Here is a 21,193-nt window from a genome sequence, read left to right on the forward strand (position 1 = left end):
GCCCCGACGCGTCCTCCCCGGACTCGTACGCGTGGCGCTCCTGGCGATTTCGCTAGGCCCTCGGTCGTCGTGTCCTCCTGAGCCCGGGGACGCGTCCCCGCCCCTCTCCCGTGGGGGAGCGCGCGACCGGGTGCCGGCAGGACCTCACCCCGCCGACGGGACGGCGCACAGACAACCCACCGGAGACGGCGGGCGTACCGTCGACACCAGCTCGTCAGGACGCTCGCGAGGAGCAGCAGATGATGATCGTCATGAAGGCCGATGCGACGCAGGAGGAGATCGACACCGCGATCTCGCGCGTCGAGGAGGGCGGGGCCCGGGCCCACGTCAGCACGGGCGCCGAGCGCACCGTGATCGGGGCCGTCGGCGTCGACGGGACGCAGCGCGAGCGGCTCGCGTCGCTGGCGACGGCACCGGGCGTGGACCGCGTCGTCCCGATCACGAAGCCCTACAAGCTCGCCTCGCGCGAGTTCGGGCCCGACCCCGAGTCGACGCTCGAGATCGCCGGGCGCACGATCGGCGGCGGCGCGTTCGCCACGATCGCGGGCCCGTGCACCGTCGAGTCCTACGAGCAGACGATGTCGACGGCGCGCACGATGCGCGACGTCGGCGTCCAGTTCTTCCGTGCGGGGGCGTACAAGCCGCGCTCGTCGCCCTACAGCTTCCAGGGCCTCGGCCGCGAGGGGCTCGGCATCCTCCGGGCGGTCAAGGAGGAGACCGGTCTGCCGATCGTCACCGAGCTGATGGACGTCCGCGACGTCGAGGCCGTCTGCGAGGTGGCCGACGTGATCCAGGTCGGCGCGCGGAACATGCAGAACTACCCGCTGCTCACCGAGATCGGGCGCAGCGGTGTCGCGACGCTGATCAAGCGCGGGCTGGCGGCGACGATCGAGGAGCTCCTGATGGCGTCGGAGTACGTCCTGAAGGAGGGCAACCCGAACGTCATCCTCTGCGAGCGCGGGATCCGGACGTTCGAGACGACGACCCGGTTCACGCTCGACATCGCGGCCGTGCCGGTGCTCAAGGAGCTGACGCACCTGCCGGTCGTCGTCGATCCGTCGCACGCGGCGGGCCGGCGCGACCTGGTCCTGCCGCTGTCGATGGCCGCCGCCGCCGCCGGGGCCGACGGGATCATCGTCGAGACGCACCCGGCGCCCGAGGAGGCCGTCTGCGACGGCCCGCAGCAGCTGCGGGCCGACGAGTTCGGTGCCTACCTGCGCCGGGTCGAGGCCGCGGCGGCCCTCGCCGGCCGGGTCCCCGCACCGGTCACGGTCCCCGCCTGACCCGACCGGGCCGACCGCTCCCGGGTCCGCGCCACGCGGGCACCCGGGGGCGGTCCGTAGGATCACGGTCCACCGGGTGGGGCCGGAGCGCCCCGCCAGACGCCCGCCCCCACCGCACCAGCGAAGGACCACCACCGGATGGACGTCCGCTTCGACCCCTCGGGGCCGCTCAAGGGCCGGCTGACGCCGCCCGCCGACAAGTCGATCAGCCACCGCGCGGCGATGGTCGGCACGATGGCCTCCGAGCCGGTCGTCGTGACGAACTACCTGACCGGCGAGGACACGCTCTCGACCCTGCAGGCGATGAGCACCCTGGGCGCGCTCGTCACCCGTGAGGACACCCGCGTCACGCTCCGGGGCGTCGGCCTGCGGACCCCCGACGCGCACGGCGAGACGATCGACGTCGGCAACGCCGGGACCCTGATGCGCCTGCTCCCCGGCTGGCTCGCCGGCCAGGACGGCCGCTCGTTCCGCTTCGACGGCGACGCCTCGATCCGCCGCCGTCCCGTGGACCGCATCGCCGAGCCGCTGCGCCTGATGGGCGCGAACATCGAGGCCACCGACGGCCGACTGCCGCCGTTCACCGTCCACGGCACCCAGCTGCACGGCATCACGTACGAGCTGCCCGTCGCCTCCGCGCAGGTCAAGAGCTGCGTGCTGCTCGCCGGCATGCTCGCCCACGGCGAGACCACCGTCGTCGAGCCCGTCGCCTCGCGCGACCACACCGAGCGGCTGCTCTCGCGCCTGGGCGTCCCGCTCTGGCGCGACGGCGACCGCATCACCGTCGGCCACGTCGACGAGCTGACCGTCGACGACATCCACGTGCCCGGCGACATCTCGTCCGCGGCGTTCCCGATCGTCGCCGGCGTCCTCGTGAAGGGCTCGCGCCTGCTGGTCGAGGGCGTCAACGTCAACTGGACCCGCGTCGGCATCCTCGACGTGCTCGAGCGGATGGGCGCCGTGGTCCTCGGCGAGCGGGAGCGGCGGCAGGACGGCATCGTCCCCGGCGAGGAGCCCGTGGCCGACCTCGACGTCGCCCACGGCCCGCTGCGCGGGACGACGGTCGAGGCGGAGGAGGTCCCGCTGGTGATCGACGAGCTGCCGCTCGTGGCGCTCCTGGGCTGCTTCGCCGAGGGCGAGACGATCGTCCGCGGCGCCGAGGAGCTCAAGCACAAGGAGTCCGACCGGATCGCGACCGTCGTCGACGGCCTGCGCGGCCTGGGCGCCGACATCGAGGCGACCGACGACGGCTTCGTCGTGCAGGGCGGCACCGGGATCCGCGGCGGGACGATCGAGGCGCACGGCGACCACCGCCTGGCGATGCTCGGCGCCGTCGCCGGACTCGCCTCCCGCGAGGGCGTGACCGTCAAGGGCATGGAGGCCGCCGAGGTGTCGTACCCCGGCTTCGCCGACCACGTCGCACACCTGCAGCGCCGCGCGGGGACCTGAGGGCGGGGTAGGGGCCGCCCATGTCCCCGAGCATCCCCGGCCTCGACGTCCGCGATCTGCCGACCCGCCACGGGACGGTCCGCGCGGCGGTCGGCGGCGAGGGGCCGCCGCTCCTGCTGCTCCACGGCTACCCCGAGACCCACCTCATGTGGCACGCGGTCGCGCCGCGGCTGGCGGAGCGGTTCACCGTCGTCGCCTGCGACCTGCCCGGCTACGGCGCGTCGTACCGCCCGGCGGTGCAGGACGACCACGCCCCGTACGGCAAGCGCGCGTGGGGCGAGGCGCTGGCCGACGCCATGACCTCGCTGGGCCACGAGCGCTTCGCCGTCGCCGGGCACGACCGCGGCGCGCGGGTGGCCTACCGGATGGCGCTCGACCTGCCCGACCGGGTCACCCGCCTCTGCGTCCTGGACGTCGTCCCGACCCTGGAGGTCTGGGAGCGCGCCGACGACCGGCTGGCGATCGCCTACTGGCACTGGGGCTTCCTCGCCCAGCCCGCGCCGCTCCCGGAGGACCTGATCGGCGGAGCGCCCGACGCGTTCTGGGACGCCCACGTCACCCGGATCGGCATCGATCCGACCGATCCCGTCCGGTACCCGCCCGACGTCGTCGCCGCCTACCGCGCCCAGCTCGACGACCCCGGCTTCCGCACCGCGATCTGCGAGGACTACCGGGCGGGTGCGACGGTCGACCGCGCCCACGACGCCGACGACCGCGCCGCGGGCCGGCGCATCGCCTGCCCGACGCTCGCGCTCTGGGGCGCCCGGGGCGCGCTGCCGATCCTCTACGGGGACGTCGTCGACGCCTGGCGCCCGTGGTGCGACGACGTCCGCGGCCACGCCCTGGACGCGTCGCACTTCGTCGTCGAGGACCGCCCGGCCGAGACCGCCGCGGCGATCGCGGCGCACTGCGCCTGACGCCGACCGGGCCGCGCCCCCCCCGGCTCGGCGACCGCACCCGCCGGACCCGCCGTCCCGGCCGCCGATCCGGGCGACCGGGCGCCGCCGTCGGAACGGCTCAGGCCGCGGCGGGCTCGTCGATCAGCGGGTGCTCCAGCTCGTCGCGCCGGAGTCCCAGGCCGAAGAGGAACCCCACGCCCGCCACCGCCGCGACGACGCCGGTGGCGACGAACACGGCGGTCACGCCGAAGAGCTCGCCGGCCGGCCCGGCCAGCGCCATCGAGATCGGCATGAGCGCGAGCGACACGAACCAGTCCAGGCTGGCGATGCGGCCCTGCAGGCGCGGCGGGACGCGCCGTTGCAGGAGCGTGCCCCAGATCACCTGGCCGCCCGAGTCGAGCAGGCCGACGACGACGAGGACGACGGCCATCGCCCACAGGTGGTCGAGGAACCCGAGGATCGCCAGCGGCGCGGTGCCGAGACCCCACAGCAGCAGGATCGCGGTGAGGTACCGGCGCGGGAACGGGCGCGACGAGACGATCAGCGCCCCCGTCGCCGACGCGATCCCGTAGGCGGCCAGGAGCAGGCCGTACTCCGCCGATCCGCCGCCGGTCTCGTCGCGCACGAGGAACGGCAGCAGCACCTCGATCGGCCCGAGCAGGAAGAGGATCGTGACCATCGCGAAGACGAGCGTGCCCCAGAGCCAGCGCTGCGAGCGGACGTAGCGCGCACCCTCCGCCATCTCGGCCAGGACGGGGCGGATCCCGCTCGCCGCCTTGACCGCGTCGCCCGGGAGCGGGACGGAGCGCATCGCCATCAGGCACGCCACCGAGATCGCGTAGGTCGCCGCGTTCAGCAGCATCGCCGCACCGGGACTGGCGACGGCGACGAGCAGCCCGCCGAGCGCCGGGCCGGCGGACTGCAGCGCCAGCGGGCGGATGACGCCCTCGAGCCCGTTGGACGCGAGCAGCTGGTCGGGCGGCACGAGCTGCGGGACGAGCGCCGTGAACGCCGGGACGAAGAACGCCTCGGCCGAGCCGATCACCACGGCGCCGACGGCGAGGTGCCAGAGCTCGAGGGTCCCCGTCAGCGCGAGGGCGCCGAGGGCCAGGGTGCTGACGCCGCGGGCGACGTCCGCGGTGACCATGATCCGCCGGCGCGGCACGCGGTCGGCGACGACCCCGGCGAACAGGATGCACGTGACCAGACCGACCCCGAAGAGGGTGGTCACGAGCGACAGCTGCAGCGGTCCGCCGCCCAGCTCGATGACCTGCCAGGCCAGCGCGACGAGCCAGACGCCGTCGCCGACCAGCGACACGGCGAGGCCGGACCAGAGGAGCCGGAAGTCCCGGTCGCGGAGTGGACGGAGGGCGCGCACGGCCCACTGTTGTAGCGCGACGGGCGGCCCGGCCCGCGCCCCCGTCGGCGACGTGACCCCGCGCACGGAGGGGTTCGAACCCCACCCGGCCCGGGCCCCCGTGCCGCGGAGGGGCCGCGCGGTGCGGTCTCCGACCGCTCTATCCTCGGGCCGATGCTCGTCGCGATCGACGGCCCCGTGGGGGCCGGCAAGTCCACCGTGGCGCGTGCCGTCGCCGCCCATCTCGGCTTCACGTACCTCGACACCGGCGCCATGTACCGCTGCGTGGCGCTGGCCCGCGTGCAGGACGAGTCCGCCGACCGCACGCGGCCGGTGGAGGAGCTCGCGATCGACTTCGAGGGCACGCGCGTGTTCCTCGACGACATGGACGCGACGGACGTCATCCGCACCCCGGCCGTCAGCCAGCGCGCCTCCGAGGTCGCCACGGACCCCGCCGTCCGCGAGAACCTCGTGGAGCGCCAGCGCGCGTTGACCCGGCGCGGCGACTGGGTCGCCGAGGGCCGCGACATCGGCACCGTCGTGCGGCCCGACGCCGAGCTGAAGGTCTTCCTCACCGCCTCCGACGAGGAGCGGGCCGGCCGCCGCGCGGCGCAGACCGGCCGCACCCTGCAGGAGGAGCTCGCGGACCTGCGCGAGCGCGACGAGCGCGACCGCACCCGGGAGGCCTCGCCCCTGCGGCAGGCCGACGACGCGGTCCTCGTCGACACCACCGGCCTCTCGTTCGACGAGGTCGTCACCCGGATCGCCGAGCTCGTGGACGACGTCCGCGGGCCCGCGACCACCCCGAAGGACCCCGCATCATGAGACAGGTCGCCATCGTCGGCTTCCCCAACGTCGGCAAGTCCTCGCTCGTCAACCGGCTTACCGGTCGGCGCGAGGCCGTCGTGCACGAGCGCTCCGGGATCACCCGCGACCGCAAGCACGTCGAGGCCGAGTGGAACGGCCGGACCTTCGAGCTCGTCGACACCGGCGGCGTCGACGCCCTGGACCCCGACCCGATGGCCGCGGCCATCCTCGATCAGGTCCGCGCGTCGCTGCTCACCGCCGACGTCGTCGTGATGGTCGTCGACGCGAAGTCCGGACTGCGCCCCGGCGACGCCGAGCTCGCCGACATCCTCCGGCGCTGGAAGGGCCCGAAGATCGTCGCGGCCAACAAGATCGACGTCGGCAAGGACATCCCGGCGGCGTCGGAGTTCTACGGCCTCGGCCTCGGCGAGCCGATGCCCGTCTCCGCCGCGCAGGGCCTGGGCACCGGCGACCTGCTCGACAAGGTCGTCGAGGCGCTGCCCGACGGCGACGGCGATCCCGGCGCGGACGACGTCCTCCGCCTCGCGATCATCGGCCGCCCGAACGTCGGCAAGTCGACGATGTTCAACCGCCTCGTCGGCGACGAGCGGACGATCGTCTCCAACGTCGCCGGCACCACGCGCGACGCCATCGACCTGCCGATCCAGATCGACGGCCGCGACCTGATCATCGTCGACACCGCCGGCATGCGCCGCCAGTCGAAGGTCTCGGAGTCCGTCGAGTACTACACGACGCTCCGCTCGCAGCGGGCGGTCGACCGCGCCGACGTGGCGATCGTCGTCTGCGACGCCGCCGACGGCGTCACCGCCCAGGACTTCCGCATCGCCGACCTGGCCATGCGCGCCGGCTGCTCGACGCTCATCGTGCTCAACAAGTGGGACGAGCACAACATGACCGACGACGATCTGGCGCACGAGCGCGGGCACGTCCAGCAGAAGCTCCGCCTGCGCCCGCGTGTCCTCACCGCCAGCGCGAAGACCGGCCGCAACATCAACCGGGTCATCGAGGAGGCGATCGCCCTGGGCGACCGCCGCAAGGGCCGGATCCCGACCTCGCAGCTCAACCGCTTCCTCGCCGAGGTCGTCGAGGCCAAGCAGCCGCCGGCCGTCCGCGGCAACCGCCTGAAGATGCTCTACATCACGCAGGTGGGGGAGGAGCCGCCGCGCTTCGCGATCTCGGTCAACGACCGCGCCCGCGTCGTGCGGTCCTACGCCTACTTCGTCGAGAACCGGCTGCGCGCGCGCTTCGGCTTCGACGGCGTGCCCGTGATCATCGACTTCAACGAGCGCCGTGCCCGCCGCAGCGAGGTCTCGATGACGCCGGGCCGCCAGCGCCGGATCATCGAGGAGGAGGTCCTGGACGACGAGGACGTCGTGCCGGACGAGGAGCTGGCGGAGGTCGAGGAGTTCCCGATCGACCCCGCGATCGACCACCTGCCGTGGATCGACGCGGGCGACGCGTCGCTCGACGACGACTGAGATGGCGGGCGTCGCGACAGCCGCCGGCTGAGCGCGACGGCCGGTCCGACCCGTGCCGCGGACGCCCCGACGGCCGTCGCTGCGACGCCTCGTCGTCGCCGCGACCCTCGCGGTCCTGCTCACCGTCCTCGGCGTGCTGCTGCTGCGCGCCGACGACGCCCCGCCGTTCCGGCCCTCCGGCGCGTCGCTGCGCCTGGTCCCCGACGACGCGCTGATCACCGTCCAGGTCGTCGCCGACCAGACCCGTGCCCCCGTCGACGACGCGCTCCGCCGACTGGACGACCTGCCCGGCGGCACCGCGCTGCTCGGCCGGCTGCGGGCCCAGCTGGTGCCCGAGGGGTGCCCGCCGATCACGGTGCGGACGCGCGACGTGACCGTCGCGCTGCTGCGCACCCGGGCGGGCGGGCCGGCCGCGCCGCTCGTGCTGCTCGGCCGCGGCGGGACCCGGACCGACGCCGGCCCCGTGCGGCGGTGCGGCGGGCGCACCTCCCAGCGGCTGGGCCGCTTCGTCGCCGTCGGCCCCGCCGCCCTCGTGCGGCGGGCGCGCCGCCTGCTCGGCGCCCCGCGCGCCCGCGGCTCGCTGGCCGCCGATCCCCTGCAGCGACGCATGGTCTCCGGGCTCCCCGACGATCGGCTGATCACCGCGTGGATGACCCCCGACGGCGTCCGCCGGGTGCTCGCCACGCGGGGGGACGGGGCCGCCGCGCTCGCCGCGGCGCTGGACCGCCCCGACCTGGGGGGCGTCGCGCTCGGGATCGTCCCGACGGGCGACGGCGCCCGGGTGGTCGCGCGCCTGGACACGACGTCCGGCGCCGGGCGCGCGTTCGCGGCGGACACCCCGGTCGCCGCGCCGGCGTCGGCGGTGGGCACCCTCCTGACGACGGACCCGCTCGCGACCGCCTCCCGCGTCCTGGACGTCATCGCGGCGACGCGCGGCGAGACGCCGAAGGACCTCGCGGCGCTGCTCTCGGCCGTCGTCGACCGGATCGACGTCGCCATCGGCGGGGCGGTGCGCCGGGACGTCGTCGGTGCGTTGCGCGTGCCGTCCGAGGTCGTCCTCACCCCGGGGCCCGCGCCCACCGGGGGCGTCGCGACGGGGACGGCGGCGCGCGGCCTGGCGGTCACCGTCGTCGTGCCGGTGACCGACGGCCGCCGCGCCGCGGCCGCCCTGGCACGCCTGCGTCCCCGTCTGGCGCGGGCCCTCGGCGACCGGCGGTTCACGGTCCGCCGGGTGGCGGGCCGCCGCTCCTGGTCGCTGCGGCTGCCGGGCGGCGGGGGCGCGGGCTACCTCGTCGACGGCGACCGGATCGTGGTCTACACCTCGCGGGCCGCCGCCGAGGCGGTCCTCGGGCCCGGTCCGCGACTGACCGATCGCGTCGACTGGGACCGCGGAGGCGGCGAAAGCCGAAATCGGCCCATGTCGATAGGCTTTCTCGACTTCTCGCAGCTCGTGCGCGTCGCGGCCCCTCCGGCCGGGAGCGCGCGTGCCGCGGACCGTGCCCTGCTGGACGGTCTGCGCCGGGTCACCTCGGCACGGATGCGGTCCCGCACGGAGGGCCGGGAAGCAACCTTTGACGTCGACCTCAGGATCCCATGAGCCAGTACGCCGATAACGAGTACCTGTTCACCTCGGAGTCCGTCTCCGAGGGTCACCCCGACAAGGTCGCCGACCAGATCTCGGACGGTGTCCTGGACGCGGTCCTCGCGAGCGATTCCAACGTCGAGAAGGCGCGTGTGGCCTGCGAGGTGCTGGTCAACACCGGCCTCGTGGTCGTCTCGGGCGAGATCCGCACGGACGCGTACATCGACGTGCAGCAGGTCGCCCGCGACACGATCAAGAAGATCGGCTACACGCACGGCGACCTGGGCTTCTCGTACGACTCGTGCGCCGTCCTGAACGCGATCGACCCGCAGTCCGCGGACATCGCGCAGGGCGTCGACGACGCGACGGAGCACAAGGGCGGCTCCGGCGACGAGTTCGACCTCGAGGGTGCCGGCGACCAGGGCATCATCTTCGGCTACGCGACGAACGAGACGCCGGAGTACATGCCGGTCGCGATCCAGAACGCGCACCGCCTGGCCGAGCGCCTGGCCGCCGTGCGCAAGTCCGGCGAGCTGGACTACCTGCGCCCCGACGCCAAGACCCAGGTCTCCGTCCGCTACCGCGACGGCAAGCCGGTCTCGATCGACAAGCTCCTGATCTCGACGCAGCACACCGAGGACGTGCTCGACCAGAAGCAGATCAAGTCCGACCTCTGGGAGCACGTCGTCAAGCACGTCCTGCCGGGCGACCTGTACGACGAGAACACGCTGATCGACGAGTTCCTGGTCAACCCGACCGGCCGCTTCGTCATCGGCGGCCCGGTCGGCGACACCGGCCTGACCGGCCGCAAGATCATCGTCGACACCTACGGCGGCTCCGCCCGCCACGGCGGCGGAGCGTTCTCGGGCAAGGACTCCTCCAAGGTCGACCGCTCCGCCGCGTACGCGACGCGCTGGGTCGCCAAGAACGTCGTCGCGGCCGGTCTGGCCGACCGCGCCGAGATCCAGGTCTCGTACGCCATCGGCGTCGCGCAGCCGATCTCGATCCTCGTCGAGACGTTCGGCACGGAGAAGATCGAGCGCTCGAAGATCGAGAAGGCCGTGCGCGAGGTCTTCGACCTCCGCCCGCTGGCCTACCGCCGCCACCTGAACCTGTTCCGCCCGATCTTCCAGAAGACGGCCGCCTACGGCCACTTCGGTCGCGAGGACCCGGACTTCACGTGGGAGAAGCTCGACAAGGTCGACGAGCTGAAGGCCGCCGCCGGCCTCTAGCCCACCGCACCTCGCAGGACCGACGGGCGCCGCTTGCGGCGCCCGTCGTCGTTCCGGGCAGCTGCGACCATGGGGGCATGGACGGCAGGCGCATCGAGACGCTCGACGAGCTCCGCTCGATCGTCGGTGAGCCGCTGCCGCGGGTCCGCGACAAGGCGCGGTCCACGCTGCACGAGCTCGACCGGCGGTGGCTGGCCGCCTCGCCCTTCTGCCTGGTGGGGACCGCGGACGCCGAGGGGCGCTGCGACGTCTCGCCGAAGGGCGACCCCGCCGGGAGGCTCGTCCACGTCCTCGACGACACGACGATCGCGCTGCCCGAGCGGCCCGGGAACCGTCGCGCGGACGGGCTGCGCAACGTGCTGGAGAACCCGCACGTCGGCCTGAACTTCCTGATCCCCGGGCGGGGCGACACGCTGCGGGTGAACGGACGGGCCCACGTCGTCCGGGACGCCCCGTGGTTCGACGACCTCGTCGTCGGGCCCCACCGGCCGGCGCTGGCGCTCGTCGTCGAGGTCGACGAGGTCTTCCACCACTGCGCGAAGGCGTTCCTGCGGGCGAAGCTGTGGGACCCGGAGACCTGGGGCCCCGAGGCGACCGTGCCGTCGCGGGCCGCGATCGCCAAGGCCCTCGAGCGGCCCGAGGAGCGGATGGAGGAGCTCGAGGCCTACTACGGACCGGCGTACGGGCGGCGGCTCTACGGCTGAACGCCGGACCCGGCGCCGCGAGGCGCCTCCCGGCCCACCACCAGCGCCGCCGCGAGGGCCAGGCCGAGGCCGGCCACCGTCACCACGGTCAGCGGCTCGCCGAACATCGCCGCACCCCAGACCGCGGTCACGGGGGCGATCAGGAACAGCAGGCCGTTGACCGACGTCACGCCGACCCGCTCGACGAGCAGCCAGTAGAGCCCGTAGCCCCCGAAGGTCGGCAGCAGCACCAGCCACGCCGTCGCGAGCCAGAAGTCGCCCGACGACGGCGGCACCGCCGTCCCGGTCGCCAGCGCCAGGCCGGTGAAGACGACGGCGGAGGTCGAGCAGTGGATCGCCAGCGCGGTCATCGGCGGGGTCCGGATCCGGGACCGGCGTTCGAGGAACGTCGAGGCGACGAGGCCCAGCATGCCGGTGAACGGCACGAGGTAGGCCCAGAACGGCGCGGTGCTCGCCGGGGACGTCGCGTCGGACCACGTGACGAGGACCACGCCCGTGAGGCCGAGCGCCAGGCCCGCCCACCCGCGACGACCGACGACGAGACCCAGGAGGGGGCCCACCAGGGCCGCCGCGACCAGGGGCTGCACGCCGTCGACGAGGGCCGTCGTGCCGGTGCTGACGCCCAGGCCGATCGCGCCGTAGACCGTGAGCAGGTACCCCGACTGCGAGAGCAGGCCGACCAGGACGTGGCGCCGGACCTCGGCCCGCGGGTGTCCGCGCAGACCGCGCCCGGCCCGCCGCAGGGCGAGCGGGACCAGGACGACGGCGAGCGGGACGAACCGCCACATGAGCACCGTCGCGGTGGGCGCCTGACCGGCACCGAGCTTCGCCCCGATGAACCCCGAGGACCAGGAGACGACGAACAGCACGCCGAGACCGACGGTGATCCAGGTGCTCCGGGAGGGGCGCGCCGCAACGATCCGCGGCCAAGGTATACCGATCGGTCTACTTGCCATCCCGGCGACTATACCGATCGGTGTACTCGGTGCTCTATGCTCGACCCATGGCCGAGACGATCACGTGGACCCCGAAGGCGCGCGCGGTGCTCCGGGCGGCGTCCGAGCTCTTCTACGCCCGGGGCATCCACGCCGTCGGGGTCGACGCCGTGGCCGAGCGTGCGGGCGTGACGAAGAAGACGCTCTACGACCGCTTCGGCTCGAAGGAGCGTCTCGTCGCCGAGTACCTCGCCGAGCGCGACCGGCAGTGGCGCGAGGTCCTGCAGGGTCGCCTGGACGGAGCGGGGGACGACCCGCGGGAGCGGGTCGCCGCGGTCTTCGCCGCGGCCGGGCAGTGGTCGAGCGAGCGGGGGTCGCACGGCTGCGCGATGGTCAACGCCCACGCCGAGATCGACGACCCCGCCCACCCCGCCTTCACGGTGATGGTCGAGCAGAAGCGCTGGATGCTCGACCTGTTCACGGGTCTGGCCGCCGCCTCGGGCGCCGCGGACCCGAGCACCCTGGGCGCCGGGCTGATGCTGCTCCACGAGGGGGCGACGGTCGCGGCGGGGATGCGGGCCGTCGACGCGCCGTTCGCGGTCGCGGCCGGCGCGGCGGCCGCCCTCATGGCGTGAGGCGACGGCGCCGACGGGCGCGCCGCCGGAGCCCGTCGCCCCCCGCCCGACGCCCCCGCCAGGGGCCCGACGCCACCTCCGCCCGGTACGAGGGCCCCGCGCCGCGCGCCTCAGTCGTGCGTGACGCCCTTGAAGAGCGCGGCCATGTCGTCCTCCCCGTGTCCCGCCTGCGCGGCGCGGTCGAGGTGCTCCGCGGCGACGGCGGCGATGCCGTTGCGCACGCCGGCCTCTCCTGCGGCGTCGCCGACGAGGCGGGCGTCCTTCAGCGCGTTCTTGACCGAGAACGCGGTCGGGTAGGCGTCGTCGAGCATCGACTGCCCCTTCACGTGGAGGTACGGCAGGTCGAGCGGACCGCCGGAGACGGCCTCGACGAAGAGCCGCGGGTCCAGGTCGAGCCCTTGGGCGAGCGCGAACGCCTCGGCCGTGGCGGCGGTGACGGCGAGGACCCACGAGTTGGCGACGAGCTTCAGCCGCGTCCCCGCCCCGGCGGCGCCCACCCGCATCGTCCGCGAGCCGACGGCGTCGAACACCGGCTGGGCGACGTCGATCGCGTCGTCGGCGCCGCTGGCGAGGATCACGAGCGTGCCGTCCTGCGCCGGACCCAGGGTGCCGAGGACGGGGGCGTCGACGAAGCGCGGGCCCAGGTCACCGGCCAGCTCGATCAGGCCCTGCGTCCCGGCCACGCCGACGGTGCTGGCCTGGATCCAGACCTGCTCGGTCGACAGGCCCGGTGCGGCGGCGGCGATCGTCTGCCGGACGGCGTCGGCGGCGTCGAGCATCGTCACGACGACGTCGGCGCCGCGGACGGCGTCGGCCGGGTCGGCGGCGAGCTCGGCGCCCTCGTCGGCCAGCGGGCGGGCCTTCTCGGCGGTCCGGTTCCAGACGCGGACGGTCAGGCCGGCCCGCAACAGGTTCGACACCATCGGGGCGCCCATGGTGCCGGTGCCGAGGAACGCGACGACGGGGGTGCTGGGCATGGGGGACTCCTGCTCTTCGAGGACGGTCGCGCGGTCGCGCGGTCCCGGTGCAGCTACCCGGAACGCGTCGCCGCGACGAGCGCCCTGGTCGGGCGTCGCCCCCCGTGGGAGGATCGGGCGACCCGAGCAGGAGCGCACCCATGGCCGACACCCTCGTCACCTCCGACGTCACCACGCCGACCCTCTACGTCTGTCACATCGACGCGAAGATGCCCCGCCTGCACCCGTGCGCGAAGGCCCACGCCGCGCTGGAGGGCGCCGGCATCGCGCACGACAAGATCGTCTACGGCAAGGGTCGGCCCTTCGGCATCGGGGCCGCGGGCACCCGGGGCGACCTGGAGCGGGTCAGCGGGCAGGAGAAGCTCCCCGTCCTCGTGCTGCCCGGCGGCGAGACCGTGTCCGGGAGCGGGTCGATCGTCCGCTGGGCCCGGGAGCACGCCGGCTGAGCGCCGCGGGCCGCCGGCGTCCGAGGGTGGCCGGGACGGTGGTCCTCGACGTCCGGGACGTTCGCGACGATCGATGACCGACGACCCATGACGGACCAGCGCGCGACCGGGTGGCTCCGGCGGATCCTCGACGCGCTGGGCGGTGCGGTCGCGGGCGACGCCGCGGACGCGCGAGGCGGGGCGAGGACGAGGGCCGCCCCGGTCGGCGGAGACGACCCGGAGCGGCGGGAGGATCCGACGTCCCAGGTCCTGACCGCCGACGGCGGCGAGCTCGACGAGCTGCTCCGGCGGTCCGCCGGGCGTGGCGGAGAGGTCGCGCCGGACGAGGCGGCCGCCCTGCGGTCGAGCGTCCGGGCGTCCGGGCTCGTCGTCCTGCACCTCCGCCGCGAGGGCCCGCTCGTCCTGCGCGACGAGGACCTGCCGGACGACGCGGTCGCGGTGGTCGCGTGGCTCCCCGACGGGGCGGAGTCGTCCGCCGGCGGTCCCCCGGGAGCCGACCGCCCCGGCGGGTCCGAGGCCCCGGCCGTCGCGCTGCTGCAGCTCACCGCGGCCGAGATCCGCGGGCTTCGCACCGCGCGGGTGCCGATCGCCGTCGCCCAGGCGCTCTGGGAGGCGGGGTCCGCGCGGCTCGACGAGGACTGAGGGGAGGCGCGAACGCCCCCGCTCGGTCAGATGCCCTGGCCCTGGTCCCCCGAGCCGCCCTCGCGCGGCGACGTGCGGCCGCGGACCCGGGCGTCGGCCTCGGCCTCGGCGCGGGCGGTGCGGTCGCGCTCGGAGTCGAAGGCGCTGCGCTGGGTCCGGTCCACGAGCCGGACGAGGGCGTCGGGGTTGGCCACGCCGGTCATGCGGAAGCGCGAGCCGTCGTCGCCGGCGGTGTCGTAGTCGACCGTGCCGATGCGGAGCAGGCGGTCGGCGACGGACTGGTCGAGCGTGACGTTCTGGATCCGGTCCAGGCGGGTCTGCTGGACCTCCTTCGAGAGGAAGCCCTCCCGGACCTGGATCCGCTGGCTCGTGACCATGTACGTCGTCCTGGAGCGCTCCGCCCAGAGCAGGCCGACGGCGACCAGGGCGATGACGACGCCCGCGGCGATGCCGATCCCGATCTCGGCGATCAACCCGACGACCACGCCGACCAGGATCGCGCCGACGACGACCGCCACGTGCTTGCCGAACTGGCTGCGCCACGAGGGGCTCGTGGAGAAGATCTGGGTCTCGTCGTCGTTCAGGTCCATGCCCGCGACGATACCGGCGGACAGGGCGGTCGACGGAGTCGGGTGAACGGTGGACGCCCCGGGGATCGCCCGAACGTCCGCCGTCGGCCGCCGGCCCGCCGCGGGCGGGTGGCGTCCGGGGCCGCCCCGGCCCCCGTCCGTGCCGGAACACCCGCCGCCCGCCGTCCCGCGCCGACCTCCTGCGACCATCCCCCGAGGTGTTCGGTCCGCGCGTCATCCAGGTCGAGCCGCTGGTCTCGGCCCGCGGCGTCCGTGGCCCGTTCGACTACGCCCGCCCCGAGGGGTGCGACATCGGCGCGGTGGTGGACGTCCCGTTCGGCCGGCAGCGGCTGCGGGGCGTGGTGACCGGGCTGGCGGAGGACTCCGCGCACCGCCTGAAGGCCCCGACGGCGGTCTCGGACGTCTCGCTCCCGCCGCAGCTCGTCCGCCTGGCGCTGTGGATGGCGGACGACATCGTCTCGACGCGCGCCCGCTGCCTCGAGCTGCTCCTGCCGCCGGAGGGCGTGGGGGAGCGCACGCGGTTCTGGGCGGAGCCGGTCCACCCGTCGGCCGCGGGCCCGCAGGGCACCGGCGGCGGGTCGACCCCGGGCGACGTCCCGTCCTCCGGGGAGGGCTCGGCCACCGACGGCCCTCCGGCACCGCCGACCGACCCCTGGGCCGGCGTCCGCCTCAACGCCAACCAGCGCGCCCTGCTCGACCGCCTGCCGGGCTGGACGGGCGACGACCTCCCGGCGCTCCGGCGGCTCGAGGCCCGCGGCCTGGTGACGATCGAGGCCCGCGCGCACGGCCGCCGGCCCGATCACGCGTCGATCGGGGCGCTCCACGGCGACGGGCGCACGGCGCCGCTCCTGAACCCCGACCAGGCGCTCGCCGTCGAACGCATCGCCGGGGTGCTCGCCGACCCCGACCTGCCGGTCCGCGAGCGCCGGCTCCTGCTGCACGGCGTCACCGGCTCCGGCAAGACCGAGGTCTACCTGCAGGCCGCGGAGCGGGTGGTCGCCGCCGGGCGGACCGTGCTCGTGCTGGTCCCCGAGATCGCGCTGACCCCGCAGACGGTGCAGCGGTTCCGCCGGCGGCTGGGGGAGACCGTCGCCGTCCTGCACTCCGGGCTGTCCAAGGGCGAGCGGCGCGACGAGTGGTGGCGCCTGCGGTCGGGCGAGGCGCGGGTCTGCGTCGGGCCGATGTCGACGGTCTTCGCCCCCGTCTCCGACCTGGGTCTCGTCATCGTCGACGAGGAGCACGACCCGGCGTACAAGCACGACGGCGACCCGCGCTACGACGCCCGGCGCGTCGCCGCCTGGCGCGCCGGGGACTCCGGGGCCGTCCTGCTGGCCGGCTCCGCGACCCCGCGTCCGGAGTCGTGGGCGTCCCTGCGACGGATCGGCCTGCCGCGGCGCGCCGACGGCGGCGAGATGCCCCACGTCCGGCTGATCGACGTCCGGGCCACCCGCGGTGCGCTCCATCCCGACGTCCACCGCGCGATCGCCGACGCCCGCAAGGCGATCGTCCTGCTCAACCGGCGGGGCTGGGCGACCTGGATGGAGTGCGCGGACTGCGGCCACACGTGGGAGTGCCCCAACTGCGACGTCTCGCTCGTCCTTCACGGCGGGCGGTCCGAGCGCACCGGGCGCACCTCGGGCGTCCTGCGCTGCCACCACTGCGGCCACCAGGAACGGCCCCCGGAGCGGTGCGTCTCGTGCAGCTCGGTCTCGGTCGGCCAGCACGGCCTCGGCACGGAGCAGCTGGCGGAGGACCTGCCCGGCCACGTCTACCGCCTGGACGCCGACGTCCGCGACCGCTCGTCGGTGCTCGAGGCGTTCGGCGCCGCGGATCACGGGATCCTCGTCGGCACCCAGATGATCGCCAAGGGCCACGACTTCCCCGGCGTCGAGCTCGGCGTCGTCGTCGACGCCGACGCGACCCTGCGGTTCCCGGACTTCCGCAGCCAGGAGCGCACGTTCCAGCTCGTCGCCCAGCTCGCCGGTCGGGCCGGCCGCGGCGGCGGCTCGGACGCCCCGGCGCGCGTCCTGGTCCAGACGCGGTCGCCGGACGACCCGTCGCTGCGCTTCGCCGCCCGCCACGACGCCCACGGGTTCGTGGTCGAGGAGATCGAGCGCCGTCGGCTCCACGGCTACCCGCCGTTCTCGACGATCGTGCGCGTGGTCTGCGAGCACGAGGACGAGCGGCGCGTCCAGGCCGCCGCCGACGACCTCGTCCTGCGGATGCCGGCCGACACGATGGGCCCCGTCCCGCTCTTCCGCAGGCAGGCGCGCTTCCGGCGCCAGCTGCTGGTCAAGGCGGTCTCGCGCGCCGCGACGGTCGCGGCGGTCCGCGACGCCGTCGCCGCGGTGGTCGACGACAACGCCCACCGCGGCGTGGTGCTGGCGATCGAGGTCGACCCGCGCTGAGGTCGCCCGAGGGGTGGGGCGGGGCACACGGCGCCGTGGCACCCTGGACCGATGCCCTCCGACGACCGCCCCGCCCCGACGACCGGCCGCAACGTCGAGCTGAAGGCGCGGTGCGGCGACGTCGAGGAGACCGAGCGCCGGGCGCTCGCCGCCGGCGCGGTGCCCACCGCGGTCCTGCACCAGCGCGACACGTACTTCGCCGCCCCGCACGGGCGGCTGAAGCTGCGCGAGGAGCGCCGCGAGCCGTGGCCCGGGTACGCCGGCGAGCACGACCTGACGGCCGAGCTCGTCCACTACGAGCGCACCGACGAGGCGACCGCCCGCGGCAGCGCCTACGACCTGCTGCCGGTCGACGACCCGGCCACCGTCCGGGCGACGCTCGACGAGCGCCTCGGGGTCACGGTCGAGGTCCTGAAGACCCGCGGCCTCCTGCTCCGGCAGGGCGTCCGGATCCACCTCGACGACGTCGACGGCCTCGGGACGTTCGTGGAGCTCGAGGCCGTCGTCGGTCCCGCGGGCGACGAGGAGGAGTGCGCCGCGAAGGTGGCGGAGCTGCGGGAGCTGCTCGGGATCGAGGACGCCGACGTGCAGGCGCAAGGCTACGCGGGCCTGCTGACGAGGAACTGAAGGACAGGCGGCAGGATCGCGAGGGCCCGCCCCTCCGCTTCGCCCTCCGCCCTGGCCCGCGGAGTCGTCCTGCGCAGCCCGCCCCGTCTGCCCTCCGCCCTGGCCCGCCGCAGCGGAGTCGTCCTGCTCAGCCCGCGCCGTCCGCCGCCTCGACCAGGTCGGCCGGCCCGAGCCACGCCGGCGGCGCCGCACCCGCCCGGAGGAGCGCGCCCCGGGTCAGCGCGTCCGTGCCGAAGCGCGCGCGGACCGCGTCCAGCGCCGCGTCGACCGCCCGCGGATCGTCCTCCGGGTCGGCGGGCCACGTGCCGTCGTCGTCCTCGTCGAGCGGCAGGGCCAGCTGCAGCGGTGCGTCGTCGGCCTCCAGGCCCGAGACGGCGACCCCGACGAGCGTCAGGCCCCGCGCGGCGACCTCGCGGCGCAGGCCGGCGAGCAGGTCGCGCGCCGTGGCCAGCACGACGGCCGACTCCGCGGTCCGCAGCGGCAGGGTGCGGGACCGGGTGATCGCATCGTAGTCGCCGAACCGGACCCGCAGGGTGATCGTCCGTCCGGCCCGGCCCTTCTCGCGCATCCGGCGGGTGACGCGGTCCGCGAGGCCGAGCAGCCGGGCGTCGACGATCGCGGGGGCGTGCGGCCCGCGGCCGAGCGCGGCCTGGGCGCCGAACGAGCGCCGCGCCCGCCCGCGCCGCACGGGCGTGCCGTCGCGGTTGTGGGCGATCCGGTGGAACCAGCCGCCGGCGTGCGCCCCGAACCACGCGATCAGGGTCTCCTCCGGCAACCCCGCCAGATCTCCGACCGTCGCGATGCCGAAGGCCTGCAGGCGCTCCATCGTCGCCGGGCCGATCCCGGGGACCGCGCCGACGGACCGGGCGCGCAGGAACGCGAGCTCGTCCTCCGGGGCCAGCACCCGCAGGCCGTCGGGCTTGGCGGCGCCGCAGGCGATCTTGGCGAGCATCCGGGTGCTGGCCCCGCCGACGGTCAGCGGCAGGCCGACCTCGCGGCGGACGACGCGGCGCAGCCACGCCCCGACCCCCGCGGGCGTGCGGCCGATGCGGTCCAGCCCCGTCACGTCGAGGTACGCCTCGTCGATCGAGACCGGCTCGACCTCGGGCGCGGCCTCCTCCATGATCGCCCTCACCCGGGCGCTCGCCTCGACGTAGGCGTCCCACCGCGGGGCGACGACGACGGCGGCGGGGCAGAGCCGTGCCGCCTGCCCGCCGCCCATGCCGCCCCGCACCCCGTGGGCGCGCGCCTCGTAGCTGGCGGCGAGGACCACGCCGCCGCCGACGACCACGGGCCGGCCGCGCAGCGCGACGTCGTCGCGCTGCTCGACCGACGCGTAGAAGGCGTCCAGGTCTGCGTGGAGGATGGCCCGGACGCCGACCACGAACGTATGTTCGCACCGTCCGCGGACGGACCGCGCCGTCCGCCGTCCGCCGCGGGACCCGCGATACCCTGGACGGTCGATGGCCGACGTGGAGATCCAGGAGGGACCGGGGCGGTCCCTGACCCCCGAGGAGCACGAGGCCGCCGCCCGTCGCCGCGCCGCGATGGAGGCGATCCGCCAGTGGGGCGATCCCGTGCTCAAGGGCAAGGCGCGCGACGTCGAGATCTTCGACGAGCAGCTGCGCCGCGAGCTCGACACGATGGGGCAGCTCATGCACGCCGCCCACGGCGTCGGGCTCGCCGCCAACCAGGTCGGCACCCTCCACCGCGTGCTGGTCTACGCGGTCGACGGCGGCGACGGCCCCGTCCGCCGGCTGGTCAACCCCCGCATCGAGTGGCGCGGCGCGGAGTCCGAGGTCGGCCAGGAGGGCTGCCTGTCGCTGCCCGGGATCCTCGTCGACGTCGAGCGCTCCGTGTTCCTGCGCGTCGCCGCCCAGGACGAGGAGGGCGAGGACATCACCGTGGAGGCCTCGGGGTTCGAGGCCCGGATCATCCAGCACGAGATGGACCACCTCGACGGCGTCCTGATCCTCGACCGCACCTCGCGCGACCAGCGCAAGCGGGCGCTGCGCGAGCTGCGCGCGGCCGCGACCGCCGGCGCATGAGCGCCGACCCGCCCGCCCCGGCCGACACCGGCGCCGCCCCCGTCCGCACCGCCTTCCTCGGCACGAGCTGGTTCGCCGCCGACGTGCTGCGTCGCCTCGTCGCCGCCGGGCGTGCCCCGTCGCTCGTCCTCACGCGCCCCGACCGCCCGGCGGGCCGCGGGCGCAGGCTCACCGCACCGCCGGTCGCCGACGCCGCGCGCGAGCTCGACCTGCCGCTGCTGCAGCCCGACCGCATCGACGACGAGGTCGTCGCCCGGATCGCGGCGGACGAGCCCGACGCGCTGATCGTCTGCGCCTACGGCGCGATCGTCCGCGAGCCGCTCCTGTCGGCCTACCCGATCCTCAACGTGCACCCGTCGCTGCTCCCGCGCTGGCGCGGCGCCGCCCCGGTCGAGCGGGCGATCATGGCCGGGGACCGCGAGACCGGGGTGTCGATCATGGAGCTCGTAGAGGAGCTCGACGCCGGCCCGGTCCAGCTGCAGGAGCGGATCCCGATCGGCCCCGACGACACGTACGGCGACGTCGCCCCGCGGCTCGTCGAGCTCGGCTCGACGCTGCTGCTGCGGGCGCTCGACGAGGTCGCCGCGGGGACGCTCAGCGCGACCCCGCAGCCCGACGAGGGCATCACGTACGCCGAGAAGATCGTCGCCGCCGACCGCGACCTGGACCCCGCCGCCCCCGCTCGGACCCGGCACGACCACGTCCGGGCGCTGGCGCCCCACATCGGCGCCCGCCTGCTGCAGGACGACGACACGTACCTCGGGGTCCGCCGCACGCGGGTCGCGGAGGACGGCACCCTCGAGCTGCTCGAGGTCCAACCGCCCGGGAAGGGCACCATGACCTACGCCGACTACCTCCGAGGAAAGGCCGGCCGATGACGCGCGCCGCCGCCGACGACCTCCACGGGGCGACCTGCCGATGAGCCGCGTCGCCCACGCCGAGCACCACCGCGGACGGGTCGCCCGATGAGCGACTCCGAGCTGCCCAAGCGCGGGTCCGGCCGCCCCGACCGCTGGGAGCGCCGCCCCAAGCGCGGACCCGCGACCACCGGCGCGCCCGGCGCGCCGCGGGAC

At 75.4% G+C, this 21,193-nt stretch carries 20 protein-coding genes; 15 read left to right on the forward strand and 5 right to left on the reverse strand.

The features are described 5' to 3' along the window. The first annotated feature begins 239 nt into the window (after positions 1 to 239). The 3 genes from aroF to Q7T67_RS19775 all read left to right on the forward strand — a co-directional run bounded on the left by aroF (position 240) and on the right by Q7T67_RS19775 (position 3,649). Positions 240 to 1,283, forward strand: a complete 1,044-nt coding sequence (aroF, locus tag Q7T67_RS19765; protein ID WP_304793986.1) for a 3-deoxy-7-phosphoheptulonate synthase — start codon at positions 240 to 242, stop codon at positions 1,281 to 1,283. Positions 1,284 to 1,421: 138 nt separating this feature from the next. Continuing rightward, positions 1,422 to 2,732, forward strand: a complete 1,311-nt coding sequence (gene aroA / locus Q7T67_RS19770; RefSeq protein ID WP_304793988.1) for a 3-phosphoshikimate 1-carboxyvinyltransferase — start codon at positions 1,422 to 1,424, stop codon at positions 2,730 to 2,732. A 20-nt stretch (positions 2,733 to 2,752) separates the two neighbouring features. Beyond that, entirely contained in the window at positions 2,753 to 3,649 is an 897-nt protein-coding gene (locus tag Q7T67_RS19775) for an alpha/beta fold hydrolase (protein WP_304793990.1), read from the forward strand. 100 nt (positions 3,650 to 3,749) lie between these two features. Here Q7T67_RS19775 and Q7T67_RS19780 read toward each other — a convergent pair whose 3' ends face one another. After that, positions 3,750 to 5,009: an MFS transporter gene (locus Q7T67_RS19780; RefSeq protein ID WP_304793993.1), complete on the reverse strand. Its 1,260-nt coding sequence runs from the start codon at positions 5,007 to 5,009 to the stop codon at positions 3,750 to 3,752. A gap of 153 nt (positions 5,010 to 5,162) precedes the next feature. Here Q7T67_RS19780 and cmk point away from each other — a divergent pair, with 153 nt between their 5' ends. From cmk to Q7T67_RS19805, 5 genes are all read left to right on the forward strand, one after another. Then, the gene (cmk, locus tag Q7T67_RS19785; RefSeq protein ID WP_304793996.1) at positions 5,163 to 5,813 is read left to right on the forward strand and encodes a (d)CMP kinase; all 651 of its coding nucleotides are present in this window, start codon (positions 5,163 to 5,165) and stop codon (positions 5,811 to 5,813) included. Then, positions 5,810 to 7,294, forward strand: a complete 1,485-nt coding sequence (gene der / locus Q7T67_RS19790; RefSeq protein WP_304793999.1) for a ribosome biogenesis GTPase Der — start codon at positions 5,810 to 5,812, stop codon at positions 7,292 to 7,294. Before cmk ends, der begins: the two co-directional genes overlap by 4 nt. A gap of 52 nt (positions 7,295 to 7,346) precedes the next feature. Beyond that, positions 7,347 to 8,891 carry a hypothetical protein gene (locus Q7T67_RS19795; protein WP_304794002.1) on the forward strand — a complete coding sequence of 515 codons (1,545 nt, stop codon included), beginning with the start codon at positions 7,347 to 7,349 and terminating at the stop codon, positions 8,889 to 8,891. Beyond that, on the forward strand, positions 8,888 to 10,108 hold the full coding sequence (metK, locus tag Q7T67_RS19800; protein ID WP_304794005.1) for a methionine adenosyltransferase: 1,221 nt from the start codon (positions 8,888 to 8,890) through the stop codon (positions 10,106 to 10,108). Before Q7T67_RS19795 ends, metK begins: the two co-directional genes overlap by 4 nt. Positions 10,109 to 10,185: 77 nt before the next feature. After that, a complete protein-coding gene (locus Q7T67_RS19805; protein ID WP_304794010.1) occupies positions 10,186 to 10,812 on the forward strand; it encodes a pyridoxamine 5'-phosphate oxidase family protein in 627 nt (208 codons plus the stop codon). Here Q7T67_RS19805 and Q7T67_RS19810 read toward each other — a convergent pair. Then, complete coding sequence (locus Q7T67_RS19810) at positions 10,803 to 11,768, reverse strand: DMT family transporter (protein WP_304794013.1); 966 nt, start codon at positions 11,766 to 11,768, stop codon at positions 10,803 to 10,805. The two genes, Q7T67_RS19805 and Q7T67_RS19810, sit on opposite strands and share 10 nt — an antisense overlap. Positions 11,769 to 11,815: 47 nt before the next feature. Between Q7T67_RS19810 and Q7T67_RS19815 the strand changes: the two genes are divergently transcribed. After that, the gene (locus tag Q7T67_RS19815; RefSeq protein WP_304794015.1) at positions 11,816 to 12,382 is read left to right on the forward strand and encodes a TetR/AcrR family transcriptional regulator; all 567 of its coding nucleotides are present in this window, start codon (positions 11,816 to 11,818) and stop codon (positions 12,380 to 12,382) included. Between the two features lie 110 nt (positions 12,383 to 12,492). On the opposite strand, the gene Q7T67_RS19820 is transcribed toward Q7T67_RS19815, so the two are convergent. Further along, positions 12,493 to 13,359 carry an NAD(P)-dependent oxidoreductase gene (locus tag Q7T67_RS19820; RefSeq protein ID WP_304794018.1) on the reverse strand — a complete coding sequence of 289 codons (867 nt, stop codon included), beginning with the start codon at positions 13,357 to 13,359 and terminating at the stop codon, positions 12,493 to 12,495. 140 nt (positions 13,360 to 13,499) lie between these two features. Here Q7T67_RS19820 and Q7T67_RS19825 point away from each other — a divergent pair, with 140 nt between their 5' ends. Further along, positions 13,500 to 13,805, forward strand: coding sequence for a glutathione S-transferase N-terminal domain-containing protein (locus Q7T67_RS19825; protein WP_304794021.1), 306 nt, complete (start codon positions 13,500 to 13,502; stop codon positions 13,803 to 13,805). An 87-nt stretch (positions 13,806 to 13,892) separates the two neighbouring features. Further along, positions 13,893 to 14,447 carry a hypothetical protein gene (locus tag Q7T67_RS19830; protein ID WP_304794024.1) on the forward strand — a complete coding sequence of 185 codons (555 nt, stop codon included), beginning with the start codon at positions 13,893 to 13,895 and terminating at the stop codon, positions 14,445 to 14,447. 26 nt (positions 14,448 to 14,473) lie between these two features. On the opposite strand, the gene Q7T67_RS19835 is transcribed toward Q7T67_RS19830, so the two are convergent. Continuing rightward, on the reverse strand, positions 14,474 to 15,037 hold the full coding sequence (locus Q7T67_RS19835; protein ID WP_304794027.1) for a PH domain-containing protein: 564 nt from the start codon (positions 15,035 to 15,037) through the stop codon (positions 14,474 to 14,476). A 197-nt stretch (positions 15,038 to 15,234) separates the two neighbouring features. On the opposite strand from Q7T67_RS19835, the gene priA reads away from it, so the two are divergent. Both priA and Q7T67_RS19845 read left to right on the forward strand, forming a co-directional pair. After that, positions 15,235 to 17,445 carry a primosomal protein N' gene (gene priA / locus Q7T67_RS19840; RefSeq protein WP_304794030.1) on the forward strand — a complete coding sequence of 737 codons (2,211 nt, stop codon included), beginning with the start codon at positions 15,235 to 15,237 and terminating at the stop codon, positions 17,443 to 17,445. Between the two features lie 51 nt (positions 17,446 to 17,496). Next, on the forward strand, positions 17,497 to 18,072 hold the full coding sequence (locus Q7T67_RS19845) for a class IV adenylate cyclase (protein ID WP_304794033.1): 576 nt from the start codon (positions 17,497 to 17,499) through the stop codon (positions 18,070 to 18,072). A 127-nt stretch (positions 18,073 to 18,199) separates the two neighbouring features. Here the strand turns inward: Q7T67_RS19845 and dinB are convergent, their stop codons facing one another. Next, positions 18,200 to 19,456 carry a DNA polymerase IV gene (gene dinB / locus Q7T67_RS19850; protein WP_304794036.1) on the reverse strand — a complete coding sequence of 419 codons (1,257 nt, stop codon included), beginning with the start codon at positions 19,454 to 19,456 and terminating at the stop codon, positions 18,200 to 18,202. 79 nt (positions 19,457 to 19,535) lie between these two features. Here dinB and def point away from each other — a divergent pair, with 79 nt between their 5' ends. Together def and Q7T67_RS19860 are read left to right on the forward strand one after the other, a co-directional pair. After that, positions 19,536 to 20,120 carry a peptide deformylase gene (def, locus tag Q7T67_RS19855; RefSeq protein ID WP_304794039.1) on the forward strand — a complete coding sequence of 195 codons (585 nt, stop codon included), beginning with the start codon at positions 19,536 to 19,538 and terminating at the stop codon, positions 20,118 to 20,120. Beyond that, the gene (locus tag Q7T67_RS19860; protein WP_304794042.1) at positions 20,117 to 20,998 is read left to right on the forward strand and encodes a methionyl-tRNA formyltransferase; all 882 of its coding nucleotides are present in this window, start codon (positions 20,117 to 20,119) and stop codon (positions 20,996 to 20,998) included. The genes def and Q7T67_RS19860 overlap by 4 nt, the downstream gene beginning before the upstream one ends. Positions 20,999 to 21,193: the final 195 nt, after the last annotated feature.

Origin of the sequence: Patulibacter sp. (assembly GCF_030655195.1) — a bacterium.
Classification (GTDB): Bacteria; Actinomycetota; Thermoleophilia; order Solirubrobacterales; family Solirubrobacteraceae; genus Patulibacter.